This window comes from Thioclava litoralis (assembly GCF_045278885.1).
GTDB classification, from domain to species: domain Bacteria; phylum Pseudomonadota; class Alphaproteobacteria; order Rhodobacterales; family Rhodobacteraceae; genus Thioclava; species Thioclava litoralis.
Window position 1 is genome coordinate 2,012,917 of sequence record NZ_CP135443.1, and the last position, 25,481, is coordinate 2,038,397.

Here is a 25,481-nt window from a genome sequence, read left to right on the forward strand (position 1 = left end):
AAACGAAAGGAAGGCAGATGGAAGCAGCTTTTGCAGGGTTCCGGATCGGGCTTGGTCTGATTGTGGCGATTGGCGCGCAGAATGCCTATGTTCTGCGCCAAGGATTGCGGCGCGAGCATGTCTTTGCGGTCGCGCTTTTCTGTGCGGTCTCGGATGCGGTGCTGATTGCGCTGGGGGTGTCGGGCTTTGGCGCGCTGACGGGCTCTGTGTCATGGCTCGGGGATGTGCTGCGCTGGCTGGGGGTGGTGTTTCTGACCTATTACGCTTTGCGCGCCTTTCGGGCGGCATGGCAGGGCGGGGCGCATCTGGACCCCGCGACCGCGACCTCCGAGCCTTTGCGCAAAGTGCTGGCCGTAATGGTCGTGCTGACATGGGCCAATCCGCATGTCTGGATTGATACGGTGCTGTTGTTGGGGGCGGTTTCGGCGCAGTTTCCGGCGCAGGGGCTGGAATTCGGGCTGGGGGCGGGGGCGGCCTCTTTCACGTTTTTCTTCGCGCTGGCCTATGGGGCGCGGCTGATTGCACCGCTTTTTGCCAATCCCCGCGCGTGGCAGGTTCTGGATTTCGGCGTGGGCTGTCTACTGCTATCTGTAGCAGGGCGTTTGGCCCTGATGGAAATGTAAGCATACATCTGAGTGCTTGCCTTCCGCACGGGGCCTGCCAATGATCCGGTCATGGAAAAGACGTCTCCCTCCGCCCGCCAAGCCTGTGGCCCCGCCTTTGCGCCGGCATCGGGCCATGCGCCCTTGCGTGCCATCCTGTGGATGCTGGCAATGACGCTGTGCTTTGCACTGGTCAATGTCATCGTGCACCATCTCGGAACCGGCCTGCCTGCGGCACAGGCATCGTTCATCCGCTACGCCTGGGGGATCTTGTTCATGGCACCGGTGCTGGTGCGAATCGGTCGGCGTGGCTATGCCCCGAAAATCTGGGCGCTCTTCGGGCTGAGAGGGGCGTTCAATGCGGCGGGGGTGGTGCTGTGGTTCTATGCGATGGCGCGCATTCCGATCGCGGATGTGACGGCCATCGGCTATCTCAATCCCATTGTGGTCACTTTGGGTGGGGCGCTTTTGCTGGGCGAGGGGCTGGCATGGCGGCGGATCATGGCGATTGTCGTGGCGCTTCTGGGGGCGCTGATCATCCTGCGTCCGGGCCTGCGCGAGATCACCCCCGGCCACTGGTCGCAACTGGCGGCGGCGGTGATGTTTGGCGGCTCCTATCTTCTGGCCAAGCGGCTGACGGGGCTGGCGGCGCCCACCGAGATTGTGGGGATGCTGACGCTGGTGGTCGCGCTTTGTCTGGCGCCGCTGGCGATGGCGCAATGGCAGCCGGTATCAGGAACGCAGGTGGGGCTTCTGGGGCTGGTTGCCGTGCTGGCGACCTCGGCCCATTATGCGATGACGCGGGCCTTTGCGGCGGCACCTGTCAGTGCGACGCAGCCTGTCGTGTTCCTACAGCTTGTCTGGGCGGCGCTTGCGGGCTGGTTTGTTTTTGGCGAGGCGATTGATCCCTATGTCCTTTTGGGCGGCGGGATCATCGTGCTTTCGGTCAGCTATATGGCTTGGCGCGAGGCCCGATTGCGCCGCCGTGTCACCCCCCTGAGCGGGGCCACCAAGCAGATATGACAACGCGCGCCGCAAGGGCGCGCGTTTCGGGAGCTGTTTTTGGGGGCCTCTGGCAGGGCTGGCAGGTCAGGCAGCCGAGCCCTGCGGGTCGATCAGCTTGCCGATCACACCTTCACGGGTAATCTTGCGGCCATCCTCAAGCGCCACCATCGGATGGGTGCGCAAAAGATGCATGACCTCCTTGACCGGCGTATGGGCATTCAGGACCGGCGCTGCGGCAACGCCTGCCGCCCCGTTTGCAGGAGGCGCGTCGGCGGGATCTTCGGCCAGATCTTCAGCGGTCAGCACGCCCATCGGGTTCATATGCGCGACAAAGTCCTGCACATATTCGTCGATCGGATTGGCGATGATCTCGCGGGCAGTGCCCACCTGAACGATCCGTCCGCCTTCCATCAGCGCGATGCGGTTGCCCAGCTTGAAGGCCTCGTCCAGATCGTGGCTGACGAAGATGATCGTGCGCTTCAGCTTGGCCTGCAGCTCTAGCAGTTCGTCCTGCAGCTTGGCGCGGATCAGCGGGTCCAGCGCCGAGAAGGGCTCGTCCATCAGCAGGATCGGCGCGTCGGTGGCAAAGGCGCGGGCCAGACCCACGCGCTGCTGCATGCCGCCCGACAGCTCGCCCACGCGCACATCGGCCCATTGCGCAAGGCCTACCAGTTCAAGCTGCTCTTCGACCTTGGCGCGGCGTGCGGCTTTGGACATGCCCCCCAGTTCCAGACCAAGCCCCACATTCTCGCGCACCGAGCGCCACGGCAACAGGCCGAATTGCTGGAAGACCATCGCGATCTGGTGGCGGCGCACATTCAGCAGCTCTGCCCCTTTGGCATGGCTGACATCGACACGACCCTTGGGCGTGTTCACCAGCACCGAGCCACGGCAGACGGGGTTGAGCGCGTTGACCGCGCGCAAGAGCGTCGATTTGCCCGAGCCCGAAAGCCCCATCAGCACAAGGATTTCGCCCTCGGCCACCTTGAGCGAGCAGTTATGAACGCCCAGCACCTGACCGGTGGCCTCCTTGACCTCGGCACGGGTCTTGCCCGCATCCATATGGGGCAGGGCCGAAAGGGGCTCGTCGCCGAAGACGATGGAGACATTGGCGAATTCGATTGCGGTTTTGGCCATCTTAATTCTCCTTGCGCACTTCGAGCATCAGGCGCAGCACGGTCGCCAGCGCCACAATGACAAAGCCCGATTCAAAGCCCAGATCGGGTTTCATCCGGTTGAGCCCGTTCATCACCGGCGTGCCAAGGCCCCCTGCGCCCACGAGGGTCGCGATCACCACCATCGACAGCGACAGCATGATGGTCTGGTTCAGGCCAACCATGATCTGCGGGAAGGCAGCGGGCAGCTCGACCTTCCACAGCTTCTGGAAAGAGGTCGCCCCAAAAGCCTCGGCGGCTTCGGTCAGCGCGGTGGGGGTCGAGGAGATCCCCAGATAGGTCAGCCGGATCGAGGCGGGCAATGCGAAGATCACCGTGGCAATCAGGCCCGGAACCATGCCGAGGCCGAAGAAGATCACGGCGGGGATCAGATAGACAAAGGTCGGCAGCGTCTGCATCAGGTCCAGCACCGGCTCCATACCGGAATAGATCCAGCGTTTGCGCGCGGCCAGAATCCCCAGCGGCACCCCGATCCCCATACAGACGATACAGCTTACAAGAATAAGCGACAGCGTCTCGGTGGTGTCTTCCCAATAATCCTGATTGAGGATGAACAGCATCCCCAGCGCCACAATCAGGCATTTCTTCCAGCTGCGCTGGAGGCCCCATGTCAGGGCGACAAAAATTAGGATCAATACCAGCGGTGGCGGGGTCTGCAGCAGCCACAATACCGCGTCAATCAGGGTTTCCATAACCATCGACAGCCAGTCGAAGAAACCGGCGGCATGGGTCTTCAGCCAGTCGACCGTTGCCTCGGCACCATCGCCTATGCGGATCTTTCCGTCGTCATCGACAAAATAGGCTATGATCCTGTGGAACCATTCCATAATGCGTTTACTCCGTCATTCCCTGTGTTCCCGCTCCGGTATCCGGAGCGAGGCGGAGCGGCAGAGGTTCTACCGCTCTCTGTTATCACTTCATTGCCGCCTGAAAGGCCGCATATGCGTTCTGGCCGTCGCGGGTGGTTACCCCTTCGAGCCAAGGAGAGACGGCCGCAATATGCGCCTTCAGCCAAGCTTGGGCAGCCTTGTCGGGGTCTTGACCATCATCCAGGATCGCCCCCATCAATTCGTTTTCAGCCTCAAGCGAGAATTCGAGATTTTCCAGCAGCTTGCCAACATTGGGGCAGGCATCGACATAGCCTGCGGTCGTGTTGGTGCGCACTTCGGCCCCGCCAAAATCCGGACCAAACCAGTCATCCCCTCCGGAGAGGTAGGTCAGGTCGTAATTGGTGTTCATCGGATGTGGTGCCCAGCCCAGAAAGACAATCGGTTTCTCGCGGTCGACCGCGCGGCCAACCTGTGCCAGCATCCCTTGTTCCGAGCTTTCGACTACGTCAAAATCGGCAAGATTGAACGCGTTTGCGTCAATCATGTCTTCAATAAGCCTGTTTCCGTCATTGCCCGGCTCGATACCATAGATCTGGTGGCGCAGCTCTTTGGCATGTTTGGCGATGTCCGCGAAATCCTTGATTCCGAGGGCGGCTCCGGCGGCGTTGGTGGCCAGGGTATATTTGGCACCGGTCAGATTCGTGCGGACCGTGTCCACAGTGCCAGCCTTGATATAGGGGGCGATATCGGCCTGCATCGTGGGCATCCAGTTGCCCAAGAAAACATCAACATCGCCACTTGCAAGGGCAGAATAGGTGACGGGCACGGATAGAACACGCGTTTCGGTCTTGTAGCCCAGTATTTCGAGAAGTTTCGTCGTTACAGCGGTTGTCGCGGTGATGTCGGTCCAGCCAACATCGGAAAATACCACGTCGTTGCATCCTTTCGCCTGTGCCGAAACCGCAAGGGTCATCGAGGCAGCAGCCGCGAGAAGAAAGGAACGATAGGTCATACAGTACTCCAGAATTTTGCCATGTTTTTTCTTGATTGACGAGTCAATAAACTATCTTGTAGCCAAGGAATGCAAGTCATTTCTGAGTCAGGAATAAAGCAAATGCCCAGAGTTGGCGCCGAACCGATTAGAAAAGCAGCGTTAATCGACGCGACCATCGCCTGTGTCGGCGAGGCCCGTTCGCTCGAGGTGACGGTGGCGCAGATCGCCAAGCGGGCGGGCATGTCCTCGGCCTTGGCGCATCACTACTTCGGGTCAAAAGACCAGATCTTTCTGGCGGCGATGCAGCATATTCTGGCGACCTACGGGCAGGAGGTGCGCGGGGCGCTGCGCGGCAAGACCGATCCCGAAGAGCGACTGCGCGCCATCGTGCGTGGGAACTTCGCCGAGGCCAGTTTCCAGCAGGCGACGATCTCGGCATGGCTGAATTTCTACGTTCTGGCTCAGAAAAACGCGAATGCGCGGCGGCTGTTGTCGATTTACCAGCGGCGGCTGCGGTCGAATCTTCTTTTTGCGCTCCGTCCCTTGGTGGGGGCGCATGCGCTGGCTGTGGCCGAGGGGCTGGGGGCGCTGATCGATGGCGTCTATATCCGCGCCGCTCTGGTTGATGGCCCTGCCGACCCCAAGCGGGCGGTCGGCATCATCATGGAATATCTGGATAGAGAGTTGGAGGGCCACCGGTGAAGGCACAACCCAAAGCAAGCCATTTTGTTGATGGCGACTATATCGAGGATACCGCAGGCGAGGTGATCGAGGTCACCTATGCCTATACCGGCGAGACAATCGCGAAATTGCATGCGGCCACGCCTGCGGTGATGGAAAAGGCGATTTCCTCGGCGGTGCGGGCGCAGAAGGAATGGGCGGCACTGGCTCCGGCCGAGCGTGGGCGCATCCTCAATCGTGCCGTGGCGATCATCCGCGAACGCAATGACGAGCTGGCAGCGCTTGAGACGCTGGATACCGGCAAGCCCTTGCAGGAAACGCTGGTAGCGGATTGGCCGTCGGGGGCGGATTCGCTGGAGTATTTCGCGGGTCTGGCGGCGACGCTGACCGGCGAGACCATGCCTTTGGGCGGGGATTTCGCCTATACGCTGCGTGAGCCTCTGGGCGTTTGCGGCGGCATTGGTGCGTGGAACTACCCCAGCCAGATCGCCTGCTGGAAGGCCGCGCCCGCGCTGTCGACCGGTAATGCGATGGTGTTCAAACCCTCCGAGGTGACGCCGCTTGGTGCGCTGAAGCTGGCCGAGATCTTCATCGAGGCCGGTGTGCCCGCGGGCGTCTATAACGTCGTGCAGGGCTATGGCGCGGTGGGCGCGCAGCTTGCCACCGATCCGCGGATTGCCAAAGTGTCGCTGACTGGGTCGGTGCCGACGGGGGCCAAGGTCTATGAGGCGGCTGCTCCGCATATGAAGCATGTGACGATGGAGCTTGGCGGGAAATCGCCGCTGATCGTTTTCGAGGATGCCTCGATCAAGGATGCCGTTGGGGCGGCGATGCTGGGGAATTTCTATTCCTCGGGACAGATCTGTTCGAACGGGACCCGCGTCTTTGTGCATAAGTCGATCAAGGAGCAGTTTCTGGCAGAGCTGGCCGAGCGTACGGCCAAGATCCGTATGGGCGACCCGATGGATATGGCGACCGATTTCGGACCGCTGATCACCAAGCGCCAATATGATCAGGTGGCGGGCTATCTGGAGAAGGCCAAGGCCGAGGGTGCGCGTCTGGTCTGTGGCGGGAAGGCTCTGGACGGGCAATTCGTCGAGCCGACCGTCTTTGCCGATGTGAAGGACGATATGACCATCGCCCGCGAGGAGATCTTTGGCCCCGTGATGTCGGTGCTGGAGTTCGAGACCGAGGAAGAGGTTTTGGCGCGCGCCAATGACACGCAATTCGGTCTGGCGGCGGGTGTGTTTACCCGTGATCTGGCGCGGGCCCATCGTGTGGTGGCGGGGCTTGAGGCGGGTACCACCTGGATCAACGCCTATAACCTGACGCCGGTGGAGATGCCCTTCGGTCCGGTGAAGGCCTCGGGCTTCGGGCGCGAGAATTCGCGTCACGCGATCGAGGCCTATACGCAGGTCAAAGGTGTCTATGTCGGGTTGAACCCTGTCGACAGCCCTTGGTGACACACGGGCAAGGGGGGCTGTCTGCCCCCTCAGGCGCCAGGGCGCCTTCACCCCCCGAGGATATTTGGAGCAAATGGAAAATGGGCGTGGAAGCTGATTATGTTGTGATTGGCGCCGGATCGGGTGGTACGGCGCTGGCCTACCGTCTGGCCGAGGCCGGTAAGCGCGTGGTGATTATCGAGCATGGGGGGTCGGATGCCGGTCCCTTCATCCAGATGCCCGGGGCGCTATCCTATCCGATGAATATGGGGATTTACGATTGGGGTTTCCAGTCGGAGCCCGAGCCGGGGCTGGGCGGACGTGTTTTGGCGACGCCGCGGGGCAAGGTGATCGGGGGGTCGTCTTCGATCAACGGGATGGTCTATGTGCGCGGCCATGCGGGTGATTACGAGCATTGGGCCGAGCAGGGCGCGGAAGGCTGGAACTATGCCGATGTGCTGCCCTATTTCAAACGGCAGGAGACGTGGCACGGGGCGCAGGATGGTGCGGATGCCGATTGGCGCGGCCAGTCGGGGCCCTTGCATGTCAGCCGTGGCCCGCGCAAGAACCCGCTGTTTGACGCTTTTGTGCAGGCTGGCCAAGAGGCGGGCTATGGCTATACCGCCGATTACAATGGCGAGCGTCAGGAGGGCTTTGGCCCGATGGAGGCCACCATTTACAAGGGCCGTCGCTGGTCTGTGGCCAATGCCTATCTGCGCCCCGGTCAGAAGGCCTTCGGGGACCGTCTGGCCGTGGTGAAGGCTTTGGCGCTGCGGGTTGTCTTTGAGGGCAAGCGCGCGATTGGCGTCGAGGTGGAGAAGGCGGGGCAGAAGCAGGTGATTGTGGCGCGGGCCGAGGTGATCGTGGCGGCAAGTTCCATCAATACGCCGAAGATCCTGATGTTGTCGGGCGTGGGGCCTGCCGATCATCTGCGCGCGCATGGGATCGAGGTTCTGGCGGATCGGCCCGGAGTGGGTGGCAACCTGCAAGACCACCTTGAGGTCTATTTCCAATATGCCGCGAAAGAGCCGATCACCCTGTATAAATACTGGAACCTTTGGGGGAAGGCTTGGGTTGGGGCGCAGTGGTTGTTCACCAAGACCGGTCTGGGCGCGTCGAACCAATTCGAGGCCTGCGGGTTTATCCGCTCGGATAAGGGCGTGCGTTATCCCGATATCCAGTACCATTTCCTGCCGCTGGCCGTGCGCTATGATGGCAAGGCCTCGGCCGAGGGGCATGGGTTCCAGGTTCATGTGGGTCCAATGCGGGCAGCCTCGCGCGGGCGGATCTCGCTGCGCTCGGGCGATGCCAAGGACAAGCCGAAGATCCTGTTCAACTATATGACCGAGGATCAGGACTGGGTGGATTGGCGCAAGACCCTGCGTCTGACGCGCGAGATCTTCGAGCAGCCCTCGATGGCGCGTCATGTGGCGCGCGAGATCCAGCCCGGTTCGGATGTGACCTCGGATGCGGCGCTGGATGATTTCGTGCGCGAACATGCGGAAAGCGCCTATCATCCCTGTGGCACCGCGCGGATGGGGCGTGCCGATGACATCCATGCGGTGGTTGACCCCGATGGCCGCGTGATCGGGGTCGAGGGGCTGCGCGTGGCCGATAGCTCGATCTTCCCGCGGGTGACCAATGGCAACCTCAACGGGCCGTCGATCATGGTGGGCGAGAAGATTGCCGATCATATCCTTGGCCGCCGTCTGCCTGCCGAGAATGTCGCGCCGTGGTTCCACCCTGACTGGGAAACGTCTCAGCGTTAATTCGCCGGTAATGAGCGGCGGTAACCACCATATCTCTGGACAAATCAGCCATGCCCCGCGATATGTGGGGCATGTTTCGTTTATGGTCTGTTCTGATTTTGGCGTGTCTTGTGCTGGGGGTGACTGCGCCCGCGCATGCCGAGACCCTGTATGGCAAGGCACGGGTGGTCGATGGCGACACGCTGGACGTCGCAGGCCGCAAGATCCGGATTTATGGAATCGACGCGCCTGAAAGCAAGCAGACCTGTCTGCGTGACAACGGCCAAAGCTGGCCGTGTGGGCAGGACGCGACGGCACAGATGCGCAAGCTGGCCACAGGGCGGGTGGCCTGCACCGGAACGCAGGCCGACCGCTATGGCCGCCTGATTGCCCGATGCGAGGCGCATGGTGTGGATCTGGGGGCGCAGATGGTGGCGCAGGGCTATGCGCTTGCCTATCGGCAATATTCCACGGCCTATGTCAGTCAGGAAAAATCCGCGATGATTGCCAAGCGCGGGATCTGGGTGGGGCAGGTGGAAACACCCGCGCATTACCGTGCCCATGTGAACGACCCGCAAGGCCGTTGTAAGATCAAGGGAAATATCTCGAAAAACGGCCATTTGTACCATGTGCCGGGCATGGCGTCCTATGCCGCGACCAAGATCGATACCGCAAAGGGGGAGCGCTGGTTCTGCACGGAGGCAGAGGCGCGTTCCGCCGGATGGGTGCGGGCGAAATAGGTCCGCTTTGATCCTTATCAAAGCGGTGCATGCTCGGGGCTGTTAGTATCGGGGCAGATACCAACAGAACGGAGGTCGCACATGTCTGAACATCTTCATACCCTGAATGTCGAGTTTCCTGCCTATCGGGTGCAGCTGCGGGAGCTGAAGGCAAGCGACCCCCATGCCGCGCGTCTCATGGACGATTATGAAGAGGTCAACGAGCAGGTCCTGCGCGCGATGGAAGGGTTGCAGCCGATGGAGGCTCTGGCCGAGGTGGATCTGCGTAAGAAACGGGCCCAGTTGAAAGACCAGATCGCGCGGGCGCTGGCCGAAGAGGTCAATGCCGCCTGAGGTTTCTTGGACCGTATCAGGGGTTCGGTTTTTAGTCAGTGCGAGGTTTGTTGGCCTCCGGCGTCCTGCCGGAGGCTTTCGCATGGCCGGTCAGGCGATGTCATAGGGCAGCAGGCCGCGACGGTCGAGGTCGACGGTCAGTTTGCGCTCCAGCGGCGGCACCGATCTCTGATGGCAGTTGCGGCGCTCGCAGATGCGGCAGGAGATGCCGATGGGCTCGTAGGCGCGGGGGTTGCCCAGCTCCATATCATCGGCATAGACAAGATCCTTGGCATGGCTGACCTCGCAGCCCAGACAGAGCGCATAACGGCGCACCGGCGCATGGAAGCTGCCCCCCTGTTTCGAAACATCCTTGGCCACGCAAAGATAGCGCGCCCCGTCGGGGGTCTCGGCCAGCTGGCGCAGGAAGCGGGTGGGGGTTTCAAAGGCCTGATGCGCGATCCATAGCGGGCAGGAGCCGCCGAAGCGGGCGAATTGCAGCCGCGTGGCCGAATGGCGTTTGGTGATGGTGCCCGCCTGATCGATCCGCATGAAGAAGAAGGGCAGACCCTTGGCGCCGGGGCGTTGCAGCGTTGACAGCCGGTGGGCGACCTGCTCGATCGAGGCGCCGAATAGCTCTGCCAGTATCTCCAGATCATGGCGGTTATCCTGTGCCGCATCCAGAAACTGCTTGTAGGGCATCACGGCGGCCCCCGCGAAATAGTTGGCCAGACCGATCTTGGCGATGGCGCGGGCGGTGCTGGACTGGAAGCGGGCCAGATCCAGCGTTGCCTCGAGCAGTTCGTTCTGGGTAATCAGCGCGACCTGATGCATCAGCTGGAAAGCCTGCGTGGATTTCTTCGCATGGGTGGCGATGGTGATCACCCGCCCGTCTTTCTCGCGCACGCTGGTGATATCGGCAAATTGCACGGTGATCCCGCGCGCCTCCAGCGCCGAAATCGCCCGTGGAATGGCATCCACGCGCGGTCCATCGGGGCAGGCGAAATGTTCGGCTGCGCGGTCTACCGCATCAATGTAATTGTCACAGTAATGGAAGAAATCGCGCACCTCTTCCCAAGGGCTCTGCACGGTGGTGTTGGCATCATGACCAAGCGCGGCATTCAGCGAGGCCAGCCGTTCATGGGTCCGGCGATAGGCGCTGTGCAGTTCGAGGAAGGAGCGCGCAAGGGCAGGGGCATTGGAGGCTGCCAGCCGGATATCGGCCAGCGGCGTGGCGGCATCGGAGAAAATCGGATCGGCCAGCGCCTCGCGCATGTCTGAGACCAGCCGTTCGGCATCGCCTGCCGAAAGCTCGGTCACATCCAGTCCGAATTCCGTGGCCAGTGCCAGCACCACCTGCGCCGACACGGGGCGATGGTTGTTTTCCATCTGGTTGAGATAGGGCAGCGACACGCCAAGCCGGTCGGCAAAGAGCTTTTGCGTCAGGCCGAGCCTTGTGCGCGTCTCCCGCAGCTTGATACCCGCATAGAGTTTTGGAGTCGCCATGATCTACTCTCCTTTGCAAACCCCGCTGATACATATGCAAACTGTATTTGGTCAATTGCCTTTGCGGCATTTTTGACCTTATTTGAGAGAAGCTTTGTCGGAGGCCTTATGCGTATTGTGGTTTTGTTGCAGACACTTGGTTTTGCTGCGCTGTTCGGGCTTGCAGGATGTGCACCGGCTGCGCTGACCGAAGGGGATCTGGCTGCGGTGGCGCACCCTCCGGCGCAGGTGCAGGCCGAGGTGGCGCAGTTGTTGCCGGTGGCGATGCGTGAACTGGACCCGATCGAGGCGCATATTCTGGCTGCGGGGCGCCCGCTGACCCCCGTTGAAATGGGCTTTGCCCGCCGTGCCGGTGTGGCGCATCCTGAAAAGGTGCGCGTTCTGGCATGGCCGCAGGCGTTCCGCCCGCCCGAGGATAAAGCCTTTGCCAAGGTCTATCATCCGCAGGGGGCCTTCGCGATTACCTTTGGCTACGGGATTGCCCTGCGCAAGGAAGCGCCTTGGGTTCTGGCCCATGAGCTGGTGCATGTGGGCCAATATGAACGTCTGGGCGGGCGGGAGGCGTTTACCCGCGCCTATCTGACCCAGACGCTGGTGCTGAAGACCTATGCGATCCCGCTTGAGCGCGAGGCCTTCAAGCGCGGCAACCAGATTTCGCCGGTGCCCCAAGGGGCGACTCGCCGCTGGATTGAAACTTTGCAGTAAGAGACGTGACGTCAGAGCTAAGCCTTTGGTCGTGGGCGGATTGTCTTGCCCGATCTGGCGACGGACCATCTGCGCGTTTTCGCGGGCAAGGGGGCTGTGGTTTGCAAGGATTTTTGTTGTTTTAAAGTGTCAAATGAGATTATTTGCAATTCGCAACATGCCTTTTGCCAAGATTTTGCAAATTTTCTGATTTTTGCTTCCAACTCGTGATGGGGCTGCATAAGGTGACCACGAGGATGAGGGGAGCCACATGAGAGATATCCTGCAAGAGCTTGAAGATCGTCGCGCACAGGCCCGTATGGGCGGAGGAGAGCGGCGGATTGCAGCACAGCACAAAAAGGGCAAGCTGACCGCGCGGGAGCGGATCGAACTCTTGCTCGACGAAGGGTCCTTCGAAGAATTCGACATGTTCAAAACCCACCGCTGTGTGGATTTCGACATGCAGTCGGACAAGCCTTATGGCGATGGCGTTGTCACCGGCTGGGGCACGATCAATGGCCGTATGGTCTATGTTTTCAGCCAGGACTTTACCGTTTTTGGCGGCTCGCTGTCGGAAACCCATGCCGAGAAGATCTGCAAGATCATGGATATGGCGATGCAGAATGGCGCGCCGGTGATCGGGCTCAATGACTCGGGCGGGGCGCGGATTCAGGAAGGGGTCGCCTCGCTTGCGGGCTATGCCGATGTGTTCCAGCGCAATATCGAGGCCTCGGGTGTGATCCCGCAGATTTCCGTGATCATGGGCCCCTGTGCGGGTGGCGCGGTCTATAGCCCCGCCATGACCGACTTCATCTTCATGGTGAAGGACAGCTCTTATATGTTCGTGACCGGCCCCGATGTGGTGAAGACGGTGACCAACGAGGTGGTGACCGCCGAAGAGCTGGGCGGCGCGCTGACCCATACCAAGAAATCCTCGGTGGCCGATGGGGCGTTCGAGAATGATGTCGAGGCGCTTTACGAAGTCCGCCGTCTGGTTGATTTCCTGCCGCTGTCGAACCGCGAGAAAGCGCCCGTGCGGCCCTTCTTCGATGATGTGGCGCGGGTGGAAGACAGCCTTGACACATTGATCCCTGCCAACCCCAATATGCCCTATGACATGAAGGAACTGATCCTGAAGGTCGCGGATGAGGGGGATTTCTACGAGATCCAGAAGGATTACGCGGGCAATATCATTACCGGCTTCATCCGTCTGGAAGGTCAGACCGTGGGCGTGGTGGCGAACCAGCCGATGGTGCTGGCGGGCTGTCTGGACATCGACAGTTCGCGCAAGGCGGCGCGTTTCGTGCGTTTCTGTGACTGTTTCGAAATTCCGATCCTGACCTTTGTCGATGTTCCGGGCTTCCTGCCGGGCACCTCGCAGGAATATAACGGCGTGATCAAACATGGCGCGAAGCTGCTCTTCGCTTATGGGGAAGCGACCGTGCCGAAAGTGACGGTGATCACCCGTAAGGCCTATGGCGGGGCTTATGACGTGATGAGCTCGAAACACCTCAAGGGCGATTTCAACTACGCCTGGCCGACGGCAGAGATCGCCGTTATGGGAGCGAAAGGGGCGGTCGAGATCCTTTACCGTTCGGAACTGGGCGAGCCCGAGAAGATTGCCGATCGCGTCAAGAACTACGAAGACCGTTTCGCCAACCCGTTCGTTGCCGCCGAGAAAGGCTTCATCGACGAGGTTATCCAGCCGCGGTCTACTCGCCGCCGTGTGGCCCGTGCCTTCGCGTCGCTACGTTCCAAAAAACGCAGCATGCCCATGAAGAAACACGACAATATTCCGTTGTAAGAGGGCATGATGCGGTTCCGGTGCGGCGGGCTTGTTGCAGTATGTCTTGGGATGCTGTGTGTCGGGCCTGTCGCGCTGGCCGATGGCGGGGTCACGCGTGGCGTGGTTGTCGCCGTGCCTTCGGGGGCGCATGTGGAATGGCTGCAAAGCCAGACCGATGCCAGCGGCCCCGATGGTCTGACCCTTCGCCATTTCTTTCTCGCGCCGGATCTGGCGCGGGAAGATCCAGATGTCGCTCTGACGGATATGCAGGCGCTTTGCGAACAGTTTGCGCTGCCGCATCTGTCGTCTGTCGGGCCCCAGCCCCAACAGATCGTCATCTCCCTTTCTGATCGTCCTGTTGCCTTTGGTGATAGCGATCCCGAGGCAACGCAGCTCTTCGCGGGCTATGCGATTTCGCCTCCTCACTGTGTGGAAGAAATGTTCTGATGCTTGATCGGCGGGAAAGTGATGATGCGATTGTGATGCCTCTGGGCAAGCGCATAGAATCTGCTACGCTTTGCGCGGGCCGCTTCGGCTCGGGGTTGCTGATCGCACAGGATTATCTGTCTGATATCACGGCCTCCTTCCCAGCCATCGTCACTCCGTTGCGGATGCGTTCCCTCGGCGTGAAAAGGAGAAGAACATGTCGACCAAACTCATTCTCGCTCTCGGTCTTGTCGGTTTCATGGCAGCCTGTGCCCCCAAGCCGGAGCCGCAGCCCGTTATGCAAGAGCCCGTCACCACGGAGCCGGTCTACCACAGCAAGCTCTGACCTTGCAGGCGGGCAGGGGCCTTCCCCTGCCTGCCCCCCTTTTCCGGTGCTTTCGGCATTTGCCGGAAAACGGGGACGGACAGCGCCTTCAATAGTGTTTATGAGGAACAGGCCCGCGCATTTGCGTCCGGCACTGACCCATAGCATGGCACGAGCCCGCTCTTGCCCTGCTGCGAACACGAAACCGGAGAGGATTGCTCCGGAGAAGAAAGGCGCCACATGCTAAAACACCGCGGTTTTCCCGGGCGTTTGCCCAGCACCGATTTCCAATTCACCATCCGCCGCGCCAATAAGAAAGGCGCGACCAAGATCATCCGCCGCGAACGGTTCAAGGACCGTGCCGCCGGTGATCGCCGCGCGGATGAAGGCTTTCTGGCCGCTTTGTGGACCCATTTCGGCGAAGAGCCCTTTGAGCGGGGCAATCTGGACGCCGGCCGCCTGAGCTGGCTGTTCGGGCGTGAGGTGGTTGCCGCCGAAGACCCGTTCGATCCCGAATCCTACGACGCCCTTCTGAAAATCGACCGTCGCCGTGCCGAGGCGTCGTTCCCCGAGGTATTTGCCGATCCCGACGCGTTCGATTGGGACCAAGAAGACGAGGACGACTGGGACTGATGCGGATGCGGCTTGACAGAAATCGGCAAGGCTTTGCTGTTTTCCCCGTGAATGGGGTTGCAAGCCGCGCGTTTCGCGCGCAGGTTGATTTCTGTCGGCCCGCCTTCGGGTGCTCCGGCATCTCTCCCGCGAGGGAACTCCCTGTTGGAACTTGCCGGCTCCGGGCTGTCGCTATGCGCAGTGCCTTTACCGGGCCGGATCTTTCCGGGGATATTATCCCCGCCATGTTCACGCCTTCCGCAGTTGCGGACGGGCAGGATCGGCAAACGCTTGCCGAGGCAATGCGTTACGTGCGTTCTTGTGCAAGAATCCGCTTTTCTTCCCCGCTGGCTGTATTAGGTTCACAAAGGAACACTAATACTCACGGAGTAGAAATCTCATGCGTAAATCCGCACTTCTTATCGCGATTCTCGGTGCGACGGCCCTTGCTGGCTGCCAGAACTCTGGCAATGGTAACTTCCTCAGCACCGATGGCGGTCGCGCATTGGTTGGCGCGGGCGCAGGCGCGCTGGTTGCCGACGCAACCGACAACAACGTTCTTGCAGGTGCTGCGATTGGCGCAGGCGCAGGCGCGCTGTGCGACGATGCAGGTGTCTGCTCGCGTAGCTACTAAGATCTGCAAGGCAGGCGCTTTTTGCCTGCCCGAAGGTATGCCGATTGAAACGTCATCGGGGCGCTCTGCCTTGGTGGCGTTTTCTTTTCCGGACGTTAACATGAACATATTGGGGGGGAGGGCAAGCCGCGGCTAGAGCCTTCTGGCCCGCGGGCTTGCTTCCACCGGAAGTGGAGGAAAGCCGATGTTCAAGAAGATCCTGATTGCCAACCGTGGGGAAATCGCGTGCCGCGTCATGAAGACCGCACGCGAGATGGGTATCCAGACGGTGGCCGTCTATTCCGATGCCGATGCGCAGGCGCTGCATGTGCAGATGGCCGATGAGACGGTGCATATCGGGCCGCCGCCTGCCAACCAATCCTATATCGTGATCGACAAGATCATGGAGGCGATTGCCAAAACCGGTGCCGAAGCGGTGCATCCGGGCTATGGGTTCCTGTCGGAAAACGCGAAATTTGCCGAGGCGCTGGAGGCGGCAGGTGTGGCCTTTATCGGACCGCCCGTGAAAGCCATCGAGGCGATGGGCGACAAGATCACCTCGAAAAAGATCGCCCAAGAGGCCGGTGTGAACACCGTGCCCGGCTATATGGGGCTGATCGAGGATGCGGATGAGGCGGTCAAGATCTCGGAAGAGATCGGCTATCCGGTGATGATCAAGGCCTCTGCGGGCGGCGGCGGCAAAGGCATGCGGATTGCATGGAATGCTACCGAGGCGCGCGAGGGTTTCCAGTCGTCGAAAAACGAGGCGGCCAATTCCTTCGGGGATGACCGGATCTTCATCGAGAAATTCGTGACGCAGCCGCGCCATATCGAAATTCAGGTTCTGTGTGACGCCCATGGCAATGGCGTTTGGCTGAACGAGCGTGAATGCTCGATCCAGCGCCGGAACCAGAAGGTGATCGAAGAGGCCCCCTCGCCCTTCCTTGATGCGGCCACCCGTAAGGCGATGGGCGATCAGGCGGTCGCTCTGGCCAAGGCGGTGGGCTATACCAGCGCTGGCACGGTAGAGTTTATTGTCGATGGCAACAAGAACTTCTACTTCCTCGAGATGAACACCCGCCTTCAGGTGGAGCATCCCGTGACCGAGATGATCACCGGTATCGATCTGGTCGAGCAGATGATCCGTATCGCCAATGGCGAGCCGCTGTCGATCACCCAGGACGACGTGAAGATCAACGGCTGGGCGATGGAAAGCCGTCTTTATGCCGAAGACCCCTATCGCAACTTCCTGCCCTCGATCGGTCGTCTGACCCGCTATCGTCCGCCGGTCGAAGGCCCGACCGCCTCCGGCGGTGTGGTGCGCAACGATACCGGCGTCTATGAGGGCGGCGAGATCTCCATGTTCTATGACCCGATGATCGCCAAGCTCTGCACATGGGGAGAGACCCGCGACGCGGCCATCGAGGAAATGCGCGTGGCGCTTGACCGTTTCGAGGTCGAGGGTATTGGCCATAACCTGCCGTTCTGTGCGGCTGTGATGGATCATGCGCGCTTTACCTCGGGCAATATCACAACGGCTTTCATCGCCGAGGAATATCCCGAAGGGTTCCACGGTGTGGAGCTCGGGCCGGAGATGCTCAAGCGTGTGGCAGCGGCTGTAGCGGCAATGGAGCGCGTGGCCGAAATCCGGCGCACGCGCATTTCCGGCACGCTGGGCAATCACGAGCGACTGGTGGGCGATGACTGGGTTGTGAGCCTGCAGGGCACGACCTATCCGGTGAAAATCTCGGCGGATAAGGCGGGCGCGGATGTCAGCTTCTCCGATGGCACGATGCATCGCGTCAGCTCGGACTGGACGCCGGGCGACCAGCTTGCGGAACTGCTGATCGATGGTGCGCCGCTGGTGCTGAAGGTCGGCAAGATCTCGATGGGCTATCGCATCCGCCTGCGTGGTGCGGATCTGAAAGTGCTGGTGCAAACACCGCGCCAACACGAGCTGCATCTGCTGATGCCCGAGAAGCTGCCGCCGGATACCTCGAAATTCCTGCTCTGCCCGATGCCGGGTCTGGTGGTGAAAATCAACGTGGCCGAAGGCGACGAGGTGCAGGAAGGGCAGGCGCTGGCCACTGTCGAGGCGATGAAGATGGAGAACATCCTGCGGGCAGAGCGTCGCGGCGTTGTGAAATCCATCAATGCCGAGGCCGGGGCGTCGCTGAAGGTGGACGACATCATCATGGAGTTCGAATGACCCCATGACGGGCCGCGCCGATCATAACTTGGCAAATGTGCGGGGCGCTTTGCCCTGCACGGTTGCGCCGCGACGGAGTTCCTCGCGGCGCAGCGGCATCTTGTCGATCGAGCGGATGATTTCACGCCCGCTCCAGGGCAGCGGTTTGCGCAGCGCCACCGTGCCGTCCTTGGCAATGATCACCAGCGAAAATCCCGATGGGCGCAGTTTGCGGCGGATGGCGCTTGGCATGGCCGGATCGGTATCGGTGATCACCACCACGTCGCGGGCGGCCAGCTCGGGCCAGCGTTCTTCCAGTGCGGCCATCTGGTCCGCGAAGGACGGATCGGCCGGGCTTTCGGCAAAAACCACGATCGGGCGTTTTTTCCAGACGAAATCATTCAAATTCGCTGTATCTGCGGGCAAAGGCGCGAAGCCTTCGGCGGGTTCAGTCGCTGGAACAGGGGGGTCGCCCTGCGGTTGTGTATGCCCTGCCGAGGCCCAGCAACCGACCGATATCGCAAATAAAAATGCGGCTCCGATGGGGGAGAGGACTGTTGCTTTTGATGGAACAGTTTGTTCGCGCGCCCCTGCGCTCCCCGAGTTTTGGGTAAAATACAATTCAATTCCTCCTGTTAAGCAGTTTTCCAGAGATCGCGGCGCATATTCGACGCTGAGGCAGGTCCTCGCGTGGAGTCATGGCATCATGCCAGACGCGCTTTCCGGAAAGAGCTTTCTCTTGGACGTTATACTACATTTGGGGGTGCACCGCACCGCCACGACATCGTTTCAGAACTGGATGCTGGCAAATTCCGAGATATTGTCGCGTCAGGGCATCGCTTTCTGGGGGCCGGAGCGCACGCGTGCGGGGTTGTTTGCGGGGCTGATCAAACGCGCCGATCTGGTTTCGGCGCAGGATATCCTTTCGGCACGACGCTCTGCGACACGTATCCGGATGGAAATCGATCTGTTGGAAGATCAGGGCTTCCACACCCTGATTATCAGCGAAGAAAATCTGATCGGTTCTATTCCACATTGTCTTCAGCACGGAATTCTCTACCCTGACGCGCGGGGCAGGTTGGAACGGGTCGCAATGGTACTGGGGCCGCATCTGACGGGCGTGGCGATGGGGATCCGGCGCTATGACGCGTGGTGGGCATCAATGCTGGCGGTTGAGCGGGCGCGGGGCGGCGAAATGGTCAACCCGCAGCGGTTGCGGATGCTGGCGCAAAGCGGTCGTGGCTGGCCTTGTGTGATCGAGGCCGTCGAACAGGCCTTCGGGAAGCGTCCGCATGTCTGGACCCACGAGGCTATGGCCGGTCGGCACGAGGTTCTGCTGCGGCGTCTGGCACCGCGCGCGGCGCTGTATCCGGGCCAGACGGTGCCGGTTGCGCGTTTCAACGCCGCCGCTGCCGTGCAGGGGCAGCTTGGTCGCGGTTATATGCCTTTTAGCGTTGCTCAACGTGGTCAGATGACTGCGCGCTATCAAAACGAGCTGGAACGGCTGCGCCAAGGGCACCGGGATCTGGCAATCATGGAAACGGGAGGGGCTGCGCCGGGAGGATATTCGGCCATCCCTCTCACGGAGGAAGGATGGGTCGATGACCAGCAACACCGAGGCCGACAAGCAAGCGGCATGGGCTGAGCTTGCCACAAAAGAACTGCGTGGCAAGCCGTTAGACAGCCTGACCTGGGAGACATTGGAAGGGATCAAGGTCAAGCCGCTTTACACGGCGGAAGACACGGCAGGGCTGGACCATCTTGGCTCCATGCCGGGGATCGCGCCCTATACCCGTGGTCCGAAGGCGACCATGTATGCGGGCCGTCCGTGGACGATCCGCCAATATGCGGGCTTCTCGACGGCCGAGGAATCGAACGCGTTTTACCGTCGCGCTCTGGCTGCGGGTCAGCAGGGGATTTCGGTGGCCTTCGATCTTGCGACCCACCGTGGCTATGACAGCGACCACCCCCGCGTTGTGGGCGATGTCGGTAAGGCGGGCGTGGCCATCGATTCGGTCGAGGATATGAAGATCCTCTTTGACGGCATCCCGCTGGATAAGGTCTCCGTCTCGATGACCATGAATGGCGCGGTGATCCCGATTCTGGCGAATTTCATCGTGGTGGGGGAAGAGCAGGGCCATGACCGCGCCGTGCTGTCGGGCACCATCCAGAACGATATTCTTAAAGAATTCATGGTGCGGAACACCTATATCTATCCGCCCGAACCCTCGATGCGGATCATCGCGGATATCATCGAATATACCGCCAATGAGATGCCGAAATTCAACTCGATCTCGATTTCCGGCTATCACATGCAAGAGGCGGGGGCGAACCTCGTGCAGGAGTTGGCCTATACTCTGGCGGACGGGCGTGAATATGTGCGCACCGCGATTGCCGCCGGTATGGATGTGGATAAATTCGCGGGACGTCTGTCGTTCTTCTTCGCCATCGGCATGAATTTCTTCATGGAAGCCGCCAAACTACGCGCCGCCCGCACGCTCTGGTCGCGGATCATGGCGGAGTTCGAGCCGAAGAACCCCAAGTCCAGCATGCTGCGCACCCATTGCCAGACCTCGGGCGTGTCCTTGCAGGAGCAAGACCCCTATAACAACGTCATCCGCACCGCCTATGAGGCGATGGCGGCGGCTTTGGGTGGCACGCAGTCGCTGCACACCAACGCGCTGGACGAGGCGATTGCCCTGCCCACCGATTTCTCGGCACGGATTGCACGTAATACCCAGCTGATCTTGCAGGAAGAAACCGGCATCACCAATGTCGTCGACCCGCTGGCGGGCAGCTATTATGTCGAAAGCCTGACTGCGAACCTGATCGAGGAAGCGTGGAAGCTGATCGAAGAGGTCGAGGAAATGGGCGGCATGACCAAGGCCGTGGCCTCCGGCATGCCCAAGCTGCGGATCGAGGAAACCGCCGCCCGTCGTCAGGCGCTGATCGACCGTGGGGAAGACGTGATTGTCGGGGTCAATAAATACCGCCTCTCCGAGGAAGAGCCGATCGACATTCTCGATATCGACAACGTCAAGGTGCGCCTGTCGCAAATCGCACGGCTTGAGAAAATGCGGGCCGAGCGTGATGAGGATGCCTGTCAGGCTGCGCTGGCCGAATTGGGCCGCCGCGCGAAAGAGGGCGGAAACCTGCTGGAAGCTGCCGTTGAAGCGGCGCGCGCGCGGGCCTCGGTAGGGGAGATCTCGATGGCGATGGAGAAGGAATTCGGGCGTCACCGCGCCGAGGTGAAGACTTTGGCAGGGGTCTATGGCTCGGCCTATGAGGGGGATGAGGGCTTTGCCCAGATCCAGCGCGATGTCGAGGCCTTTGCCGAAGCGGAAGGCCGTCGCCCGCGTATGCTGGTGGTCAAGATGGGGCAGGACGGCCATGACCGTGGTGCCAAGGTGATCGCGACCGCCTTTGCCGATATCGGTTTCGATGTCGATGTGGGGCCGCTGTTCCAGACGCCGGACGAGGCGGCGCAGGATGCGGTGGATAACGACGTCCATGTGGTGGGCATCTCGTCGCAGGCGGCAGGGCACAAGACCCTTGCGCCGCAGTTGATCGAGGCGCTGAAAGCCAAAGGGGCAGAGGATATCATCGTGATCTGCGGCGGCGTGATCCCGCATCAGGATTATGACTTCCTGAAAAAGGCCGGTGTGAAGGCTATTTTTGGTCCGGGCACCAATATCCCGACGGCCGCGAAAGAGATCCTGCAGATCCTCGAAGCGCAGCGCGACTAACGAAAAAGGGCCGCTTCTGCGGCCCTTAACATGCCCGCCATTGGTCGCCGTCTTGCCCGTAATCACGGGCAAGTGCCGCGATCAGCGCCATGTCGGTCGGGTCAAGTGGGCCTGTGTGCAAGGGGCGGAACCGCAGCCGGAAGGCCGACAGAACATGCTCGTGATCCGGCGAGGTATAGCCGAAAAGCTGCGCGAGGATCAGAAACTGCGCCTTGTCCGGTGCCCGTGGTAGCAGCGGGGCCTGCGGCAGGACAGCCAGTCCCTGACGTGCAAGCCGCGCCCAGTCGAAGCGCGGACCGGGGTCGAACTTACGCGCCGGGGCCATGTCGGAATGGGCGATCACATTCTGCGGGGCGATCCGCCAATCGTCGAGGATCCGCCGCAATAGCGTTTCCAGCGTCTCCATCTGCCGGTTGGAAAACGGCCTGTCGCCCGGGTTATCAAGCTCGATCCCGATGGAATGTGAATTCAGGTCGCTACATGCGCCCCACTGCCCGACACCGGCATGCCATGCGCGGCGCGCCTCATCGACCAGTTGCACCGCCGTGCCGTCATTGCCGATCAGCCAATGCGCCGAAACCTCGGCTGCCGGATCGCACAGGCGGTCGCGGGCCGAGGCCATGTCCTGCATCGCGGTGAAATGCAGAACCACATGGTCAGGCTCTGCCCCATTGCGCCGTTCCCCGTGATTGGGCGAGGGGAAAGCCGCCGCCATCAGTTGCGGGCGTTCTGGAAGGGGCGGGGGTCCCAACCACAGGCGAAACCGTCGCCATCGGGGTCAAGATTGCCCGGATCTTTCTCGGGGCCGCCATTGGCCAGAAAGGCGATCTGGGCCTGATCGGGCGAGACATATTTCGCACAGGCTTTGGTGGTCGAGGTGAATTTGATCCCGCCACGCGGATAGGTCGCTTGCCCCGGCTGGTTGCTGACCGAAAGCGCATAGGCGGCCAGATTGGGGCCGCTGGCACCAGAGCCCGCACTATAGGTGTCGCCCGAGGTCTTCTGGGCCGGTGCTGGCGTCTGGAACGTGTCCTCGGCCCGCTCTGCCGCTGTGGCCGTGCTGGAATAGGGCGAGGAGGCCGGTGCGTAATCGGTGACTTCCTGCGGGCTGGATTGCGCCGCTGTCGCATTCAGCGCCGCAAGCGTATCGGCCCCGAGCTGCGCATTGGGATCGTTGCTGGCGGGGGCCGCCGCATCGCCCATCGCCGACATCGGCTGCCCGCCGGTTACGGGGGTGGTGGTGGCGGCTGTGCCGCCCTGAAGTTGCGCCTCGCGCTGCGCCATGTAATCGCGATAGCTTTCGTTGCCCGCGATTGCGGGCGCACCGACGCCAGCGGCCGAATTCGGCACGCTGGGTTGGCAGGCGGCCAGCGCCAGCACCGAAAGGGTCAGGGAAAGTCCGAGAACTGGCGCGCGCATGTGTTTACTCCATTACCACCATTGGTTCGGCTTGGCATTGAAGCCTGCCGCACGTTCAAGCACAAGGGCGTGGTTCAGCAGTTCGCCTTCTTCCCACGGGCGCCCGATCAATTGCAGCCCCAGCGGAAGCCCTTGTTTGTCAAGGCCAACGGGTACCGCGACACCGGGCAGGCCCGCAAGGTTCAGGGTGACCGTGAACACGTCATTGAGATACATCTTGACCGGATCGGCATCCTTCATCTCGCCAAGGGCGAAGGCCGAAGAGGGCGTCGCGGGGGCCAGAATGGCGTCGATGCCAGCGGCAAATGCCTGCTCGAAGTCGCGTTTGATCAGGGCGCGGACCTTACGGGCGCGGTTGTAATAGGCGTCATAGAAGCCCGCCGACAGCACATAGGTGCCGATCATGATGCGGCGCTGCACCTCGGGGCCGAAGCCCTCGGCGCGGGTTTTCGCATACATGTCGTCGATGCCATCGCCCTTGCCCAAAGTCGCGCGGTGGCCGTAGCGCACCCCGTCATAGCGGGCGAGGTTGGACGACGCCTCGGCAGGCGCGATCACGTAATAGGCGGGCAGGGCGTATTTGGTATGGGGCAGCGAGATATCCACGATCTCGGCGCCCGCATCGCGCATCATCGCCATGCCGTTGTCCCAAAGGGCCGCGATCTCTTCGGGCATGCCGTCGAGGCGGTATTCCTTCGGGATGCCGATTTTCTTGCCACGGATATCGCCGGTCAGCGCCGCTTCGAAATCCGGAACCGCGATCTCGGTCGAGGTCGAATCCTTCGGGTCATGCGAGCACATCGCCTGCAGCATGATCGCCGCATCGCGCACGTCCTTGGTCATCGGGCCAGCCTGATCGAGCGAGGAGGCATAGGCCACCACACCCCAGCGCGAGCAGCGACCATAGGTCGGCTTAATGCCGGTGATGCCGGTGAAGGCCGCAGGCTGACGGATCGAGCCACCCGTATCGGTGCCGGTCGCTGCCAGACAGAGGTCGGCTGCAACAGCCGCCGCCGAACCGCCCGAAGACCCGCCCGGCGTGCGGGCTTTGTCATCGACCTTCCACGGGTTGATCGCGGGGCCGTAGCAGGCGGTTTCATTCGACGAACCCATCGCGAATTCATCCATCGAGAGCTTGCCCAGCATGACCGCGCCCGCATCCCAGAGGTTCTGGGTGACGGTGGATTCATATTCGGGTTTGAAGCCCTTGAGGATGTTCGACCCTGCCTGCGTGGGCACGCCCTTCACGGCGAAAAGATCCTTGATCCCCAGCGGGATGCCGCACATGGCGGGTGCATCGCCTGCCTTGATACGGGCATCCGCCGCTTTCGCCATGTCCAGCGCCATCTCGGGGGTCTTGGCGCACCAAGCGTTGAGCGCATCCGCGCCCTCAATCGCCTTCAGGCAGCTTTCGGTCAGCTCGACAGACGTCGTCTCGCCCTTGCGCAGCGCGTCACGGGCTTCGGAGATTTTCAGCGTATTTAGGGTCATTCCACCACCTTCGGCACGGCAAAGAAGCCCTCGCGGGCATCGGGGGCGTTCTTGAGGATCTTGTCCTGATAATTGCCATCGGTCACCTCGTCGACGCGGCGCTTGAGGCGCTGCGGGCTGACCGAGGTCATAGGCTCTACGCCCTTGACGTCAACTTCGGTCAGCTGCTCCATGAGGTTGAGCATATTGGAAAGATCCGAGGCCAGCTCGGGCAGATTGTCTTCGGCCACTTTGATGCGGGCCAGATGCGCCACCTTGCGGGCGGTGTCGATGTCGATGGACATATGTTTCTCCGCTGGATTTGGGTTCGGGTTTAGCTGCAAGCCCCCGTGCTTTCAAGGTGAAGCGGGCATGGGACTTCCCTTTTCGGGCAAGACACCTACAGTCAGAAGGGAATTTCGGATTTTATAAAATGACGGGAGCGTTATTCATGAAACTCACCTGGCTTGGCCATTCCGGTTTCCGGCTTGAAATCGAAGACGCGGTGCTGCTGATCGACCCGTGGCTGTCGGGCAATCCGGTCTTCCCCGAGGGCCACCGTGCCGAGGCGATCTCGGGGGCGACGCATATCCTTCTCAGCCACGGTCATGGCGATCATTCCGCCGATACGGTGGCGATCGCGCGCGAGCTGGGCATTCCGGTGGTCTGCATCGCCGATATCGCAGGCTTCTGGGCCGAGGCCGAGGGGATCGAGACGCTGGGCTTCAACAAGGGCGGCACGGTCGATCTGGCGGGTGCCAAGGTGACGATGGTCAATGCCACCCATTCCTCAAGCTATGATGGCCCGAACGGCCCTGTCTATACCGGCACCGAATCGGGCTATATGATCAAGGGCGAAGGCCATTGCATCTATTTCTCGGGCGATACCGATATTATGGCCGATATGGCGTGGATGGGCGAATATCACGCCCCCGATATCGGCATTCTCTGTGCCGGTGGCCATTTCACGATGGATATGAAAGCGGCCACTTGGGCGGCCAAGAAGTATTTCGACTTCAAGACGGTGATCCCCTGCCACTACAAGACCTTCCCTCTGCTGGAGCAATCGGCGGAAGAGATGGTCAAAGGTCTGCCGGGTGTGGATGTGATCGAGCCGGAGGTGCTGAAACCTCTGACCCTTTAAAAAGGCGCAACAAAAAACCGCGGCGGGTTTCCC

At 61.2% G+C, this 25,481-nt stretch carries 26 protein-coding genes; 17 read left to right on the top strand and 9 right to left on the bottom strand.

Going from position 1 to position 25,481, the window contains the following annotated elements; genetic code table 11:
- Positions 1–17 precede the first annotated feature (17 nt).
- Both RPE78_RS09935 and RPE78_RS09940 read left to right on the top strand, forming a co-directional pair.
- Positions 18–623 (top strand): LysE/ArgO family amino acid transporter, encoded by a 606-nt coding sequence (locus RPE78_RS09935; protein WP_406720462.1) that lies wholly within the window; start codon positions 18–20, stop codon positions 621–623.
- Positions 624–674: 51 nt separating this feature from the next.
- Positions 675–1,625 carry a DMT family transporter gene (locus RPE78_RS09940; RefSeq protein WP_406720463.1) on the top strand — a complete coding sequence of 317 codons (951 nt, stop codon included), beginning with the start codon at positions 675–677 and terminating at the stop codon, positions 1,623–1,625.
- A 66-nt stretch (positions 1,626–1,691) separates the two neighbouring features.
- Here the strand turns inward: RPE78_RS09940 and choV are convergent, their stop codons facing one another.
- From choV to choX, 3 genes are all read right to left on the bottom strand, one after another.
- The gene (gene choV, locus RPE78_RS09945; RefSeq protein ID WP_406720464.1) at positions 1,692–2,744 is read right to left on the bottom strand and encodes a choline ABC transporter ATP-binding protein; all 1,053 of its coding nucleotides are present in this window, start codon (positions 2,742–2,744) and stop codon (positions 1,692–1,694) included.
- Position 2,745: 1 nt separating this feature from the next.
- A complete protein-coding gene (choW, locus tag RPE78_RS09950) occupies positions 2,746–3,609 on the bottom strand; it encodes a choline ABC transporter permease subunit (protein ID WP_406720465.1) in 864 nt (287 codons plus the stop codon).
- An 85-nt stretch (positions 3,610–3,694) separates the two neighbouring features.
- Complete coding sequence (gene choX, locus RPE78_RS09955) at positions 3,695–4,624, bottom strand: choline ABC transporter substrate-binding protein (RefSeq protein ID WP_406720466.1); 930 nt, start codon at positions 4,622–4,624, stop codon at positions 3,695–3,697.
- A gap of 102 nt (positions 4,625–4,726) precedes the next feature.
- On the opposite strand from choX, the gene betI reads away from it, so the two are divergent.
- The 5 genes from betI to RPE78_RS09980 all read left to right on the top strand — a co-directional run bounded on the left by betI (position 4,727) and on the right by RPE78_RS09980 (position 9,550).
- Positions 4,727–5,308 carry a transcriptional regulator BetI gene (gene betI / locus RPE78_RS09960; RefSeq protein WP_339109325.1) on the top strand — a complete coding sequence of 194 codons (582 nt, stop codon included), beginning with the start codon at positions 4,727–4,729 and terminating at the stop codon, positions 5,306–5,308.
- Entirely contained in the window at positions 5,305–6,750 is a 1,446-nt protein-coding gene (gene betB, locus RPE78_RS09965; protein WP_406720467.1) for a betaine-aldehyde dehydrogenase, read from the top strand. The genes betI and betB overlap by 4 nt, the downstream gene beginning before the upstream one ends.
- An 86-nt stretch (positions 6,751–6,836) precedes the next feature.
- Positions 6,837–8,498, top strand: coding sequence for a choline dehydrogenase (gene betA, locus RPE78_RS09970; RefSeq protein ID WP_406720468.1), 1,662 nt, complete (start codon positions 6,837–6,839; stop codon positions 8,496–8,498).
- 50 nt (positions 8,499–8,548) lie between these two features.
- Positions 8,549–9,217, top strand: a complete 669-nt coding sequence (locus RPE78_RS09975; RefSeq protein WP_406720469.1) for a thermonuclease family protein — start codon at positions 8,549–8,551, stop codon at positions 9,215–9,217.
- A gap of 81 nt (positions 9,218–9,298) precedes the next feature.
- Positions 9,299–9,550, top strand: a complete 252-nt coding sequence (locus RPE78_RS09980; protein ID WP_406720470.1) for a YdcH family protein — start codon at positions 9,299–9,301, stop codon at positions 9,548–9,550.
- 90 nt (positions 9,551–9,640) lie between these two features.
- Here the strand turns inward: RPE78_RS09980 and RPE78_RS09985 are convergent, their stop codons facing one another.
- Positions 9,641–11,035, bottom strand: a complete 1,395-nt coding sequence (locus RPE78_RS09985) for a short-chain fatty acyl-CoA regulator family protein (RefSeq protein WP_339109330.1) — start codon at positions 11,033–11,035, stop codon at positions 9,641–9,643.
- A gap of 108 nt (positions 11,036–11,143) precedes the next feature.
- Between RPE78_RS09985 and RPE78_RS09990 the strand changes: the two genes are divergently transcribed.
- From RPE78_RS09990 to RPE78_RS10020, 7 genes are all read left to right on the top strand, one after another.
- A complete protein-coding gene (locus tag RPE78_RS09990; protein ID WP_339109331.1) occupies positions 11,144–11,740 on the top strand; it encodes a hypothetical protein in 597 nt (198 codons plus the stop codon).
- Positions 11,741–11,990: 250 nt separating this feature from the next.
- The gene (locus RPE78_RS09995; protein ID WP_339109332.1) at positions 11,991–13,523 is read left to right on the top strand and encodes an acyl-CoA carboxylase subunit beta; all 1,533 of its coding nucleotides are present in this window, start codon (positions 11,991–11,993) and stop codon (positions 13,521–13,523) included.
- Between the two features lie 6 nt (positions 13,524–13,529).
- Positions 13,530–13,952, top strand: coding sequence for a DUF6497 family protein (locus RPE78_RS10000; RefSeq protein ID WP_406720471.1), 423 nt, complete (start codon positions 13,530–13,532; stop codon positions 13,950–13,952).
- Between the two features lie 196 nt (positions 13,953–14,148).
- Positions 14,149–14,277 carry a hypothetical protein gene (locus RPE78_RS10005; RefSeq protein ID WP_339109334.1) on the top strand — a complete coding sequence of 43 codons (129 nt, stop codon included), beginning with the start codon at positions 14,149–14,151 and terminating at the stop codon, positions 14,275–14,277.
- A 219-nt stretch (positions 14,278–14,496) separates the two neighbouring features.
- Positions 14,497–14,889: a hypothetical protein gene (locus RPE78_RS10010; RefSeq protein WP_339109335.1), complete on the top strand. Its 393-nt coding sequence runs from the start codon at positions 14,497–14,499 to the stop codon at positions 14,887–14,889.
- Between the two features lie 379 nt (positions 14,890–15,268).
- Positions 15,269–15,502 (top strand): hypothetical protein, encoded by a 234-nt coding sequence (locus tag RPE78_RS10015; RefSeq protein ID WP_339109336.1) that lies wholly within the window; start codon positions 15,269–15,271, stop codon positions 15,500–15,502.
- Positions 15,503–15,686: 184 nt separating this feature from the next.
- Entirely contained in the window at positions 15,687–17,690 is a 2,004-nt protein-coding gene (locus tag RPE78_RS10020; protein ID WP_339109337.1) for an acetyl/propionyl/methylcrotonyl-CoA carboxylase subunit alpha, read from the top strand.
- A 21-nt stretch (positions 17,691–17,711) separates the two neighbouring features.
- Here the strand turns inward: RPE78_RS10020 and RPE78_RS10025 are convergent, their stop codons facing one another.
- The gene (locus tag RPE78_RS10025; protein WP_406720472.1) at positions 17,712–18,290 is read right to left on the bottom strand and encodes a DUF4174 domain-containing protein; all 579 of its coding nucleotides are present in this window, start codon (positions 18,288–18,290) and stop codon (positions 17,712–17,714) included.
- 118 nt (positions 18,291–18,408) lie between these two features.
- Between RPE78_RS10025 and RPE78_RS10030 the strand changes: the two genes are divergently transcribed.
- Positions 18,409–19,314, top strand: a complete 906-nt coding sequence (locus RPE78_RS10030; protein ID WP_339109339.1) for a hypothetical protein — start codon at positions 18,409–18,411, stop codon at positions 19,312–19,314.
- Positions 19,271–21,415: a methylmalonyl-CoA mutase gene (gene scpA / locus RPE78_RS10035; RefSeq protein WP_406720473.1), complete on the top strand. Its 2,145-nt coding sequence runs from the start codon at positions 19,271–19,273 to the stop codon at positions 21,413–21,415. Before RPE78_RS10030 ends, scpA begins: the two co-directional genes overlap by 44 nt.
- A 25-nt stretch (positions 21,416–21,440) precedes the next feature.
- On the opposite strand, the gene RPE78_RS10040 is transcribed toward scpA, so the two are convergent.
- Genes RPE78_RS10040 through gatC form a run of 4 tightly spaced genes read right to left on the bottom strand, consistent with a single transcriptional unit; the run spans position 21,441 to position 24,609 of the window.
- Positions 21,441–22,130, bottom strand: a complete 690-nt coding sequence (locus tag RPE78_RS10040; RefSeq protein ID WP_406720474.1) for an N-acetylmuramoyl-L-alanine amidase — start codon at positions 22,128–22,130, stop codon at positions 21,441–21,443.
- Positions 22,130–22,834 (bottom strand): hypothetical protein, encoded by a 705-nt coding sequence (locus RPE78_RS10045; RefSeq protein ID WP_339109342.1) that lies wholly within the window; start codon positions 22,832–22,834, stop codon positions 22,130–22,132. The genes RPE78_RS10040 and RPE78_RS10045 overlap by 1 nt, the downstream gene beginning before the upstream one ends.
- A gap of 12 nt (positions 22,835–22,846) precedes the next feature.
- Positions 22,847–24,325, bottom strand: coding sequence for an Asp-tRNA(Asn)/Glu-tRNA(Gln) amidotransferase subunit GatA (gene gatA, locus RPE78_RS10050; protein ID WP_339109343.1), 1,479 nt, complete (start codon positions 24,323–24,325; stop codon positions 22,847–22,849).
- A complete protein-coding gene (gene gatC, locus RPE78_RS10055) occupies positions 24,322–24,609 on the bottom strand; it encodes an Asp-tRNA(Asn)/Glu-tRNA(Gln) amidotransferase subunit GatC (protein WP_406720475.1) in 288 nt (95 codons plus the stop codon). The genes gatA and gatC overlap by 4 nt, the downstream gene beginning before the upstream one ends.
- 146 nt (positions 24,610–24,755) lie before the next feature.
- Between gatC and RPE78_RS10060 the strand changes: the two genes are divergently transcribed.
- On the top strand, positions 24,756–25,448 hold the full coding sequence (locus RPE78_RS10060; protein ID WP_339109345.1) for a metal-dependent hydrolase: 693 nt from the start codon (positions 24,756–24,758) through the stop codon (positions 25,446–25,448).
- Positions 25,449–25,481: the final 33 nt, after the last annotated feature.

Excerpts from the sequence above, each read along its gene's own strand:
- RPE78_RS09935 (WP_406720462.1), top strand. The coding sequence starts at position 18 with ATGGAAGCAGCTTTTGCAGGGTTCCGGATCGGGCTTGGTCTGATTGTG.
- RPE78_RS09940 (WP_406720463.1), top strand. The coding sequence starts at position 675 with ATGGAAAAGACGTCTCCCTCCGCCCGCCAAGCCTGTGGCCCCGCCTTT.
- choV (WP_406720464.1), bottom strand. The coding sequence starts at position 2,744 with ATGGCCAAAACCGCAATCGAATTCGCCAATGTCTCCATCGTCTTCGGC.
- choW (WP_406720465.1), bottom strand. The coding sequence starts at position 3,609 with ATGGAATGGTTCCACAGGATCATAGCCTATTTTGTCGATGACGACGGA.
- choX (WP_406720466.1), bottom strand. The coding sequence starts at position 4,624 with ATGACCTATCGTTCCTTTCTTCTCGCGGCTGCTGCCTCGATGACCCTT.
- betI (WP_339109325.1), top strand. The coding sequence starts at position 4,727 with ATGCCCAGAGTTGGCGCCGAACCGATTAGAAAAGCAGCGTTAATCGAC.
- RPE78_RS09975 (WP_406720469.1), top strand. The coding sequence starts at position 8,549 with ATGCCCCGCGATATGTGGGGCATGTTTCGTTTATGGTCTGTTCTGATT.
- RPE78_RS09980 (WP_406720470.1), top strand. The coding sequence starts at position 9,299 with ATGTCTGAACATCTTCATACCCTGAATGTCGAGTTTCCTGCCTATCGG.
- RPE78_RS09985 (WP_339109330.1), bottom strand. The coding sequence starts at position 11,035 with ATGGCGACTCCAAAACTCTATGCGGGTATCAAGCTGCGGGAGACGCGC.
- RPE78_RS09990 (WP_339109331.1), top strand. The coding sequence starts at position 11,144 with ATGCGTATTGTGGTTTTGTTGCAGACACTTGGTTTTGCTGCGCTGTTC.
- RPE78_RS09995 (WP_339109332.1), top strand. The coding sequence starts at position 11,991 with ATGAGAGATATCCTGCAAGAGCTTGAAGATCGTCGCGCACAGGCCCGT.
- RPE78_RS10000 (WP_406720471.1), top strand. The coding sequence starts at position 13,530 with ATGATGCGGTTCCGGTGCGGCGGGCTTGTTGCAGTATGTCTTGGGATG.
- RPE78_RS10005 (WP_339109334.1), top strand. The coding sequence starts at position 14,149 with ATGTCGACCAAACTCATTCTCGCTCTCGGTCTTGTCGGTTTCATGGCA.
- RPE78_RS10010 (WP_339109335.1), top strand. The coding sequence starts at position 14,497 with ATGCTAAAACACCGCGGTTTTCCCGGGCGTTTGCCCAGCACCGATTTC.
- RPE78_RS10015 (WP_339109336.1), top strand. The coding sequence starts at position 15,269 with ATGCGTAAATCCGCACTTCTTATCGCGATTCTCGGTGCGACGGCCCTT.
- RPE78_RS10020 (WP_339109337.1), top strand. The coding sequence starts at position 15,687 with ATGTTCAAGAAGATCCTGATTGCCAACCGTGGGGAAATCGCGTGCCGC.
- scpA (WP_406720473.1), top strand. The coding sequence starts at position 19,271 with ATGACCAGCAACACCGAGGCCGACAAGCAAGCGGCATGGGCTGAGCTT.
- RPE78_RS10040 (WP_406720474.1), bottom strand. The coding sequence starts at position 22,130 with ATGGCGGCGGCTTTCCCCTCGCCCAATCACGGGGAACGGCGCAATGGG.
- RPE78_RS10045 (WP_339109342.1), bottom strand. The coding sequence starts at position 22,834 with ATGCGCGCGCCAGTTCTCGGACTTTCCCTGACCCTTTCGGTGCTGGCG.
- gatA (WP_339109343.1), bottom strand. The coding sequence starts at position 24,325 with ATGACCCTAAATACGCTGAAAATCTCCGAAGCCCGTGACGCGCTGCGC.
- gatC (WP_406720475.1), bottom strand. The coding sequence starts at position 24,609 with ATGTCCATCGACATCGACACCGCCCGCAAGGTGGCGCATCTGGCCCGC.
- RPE78_RS10060 (WP_339109345.1), top strand. The coding sequence starts at position 24,756 with ATGAAACTCACCTGGCTTGGCCATTCCGGTTTCCGGCTTGAAATCGAA.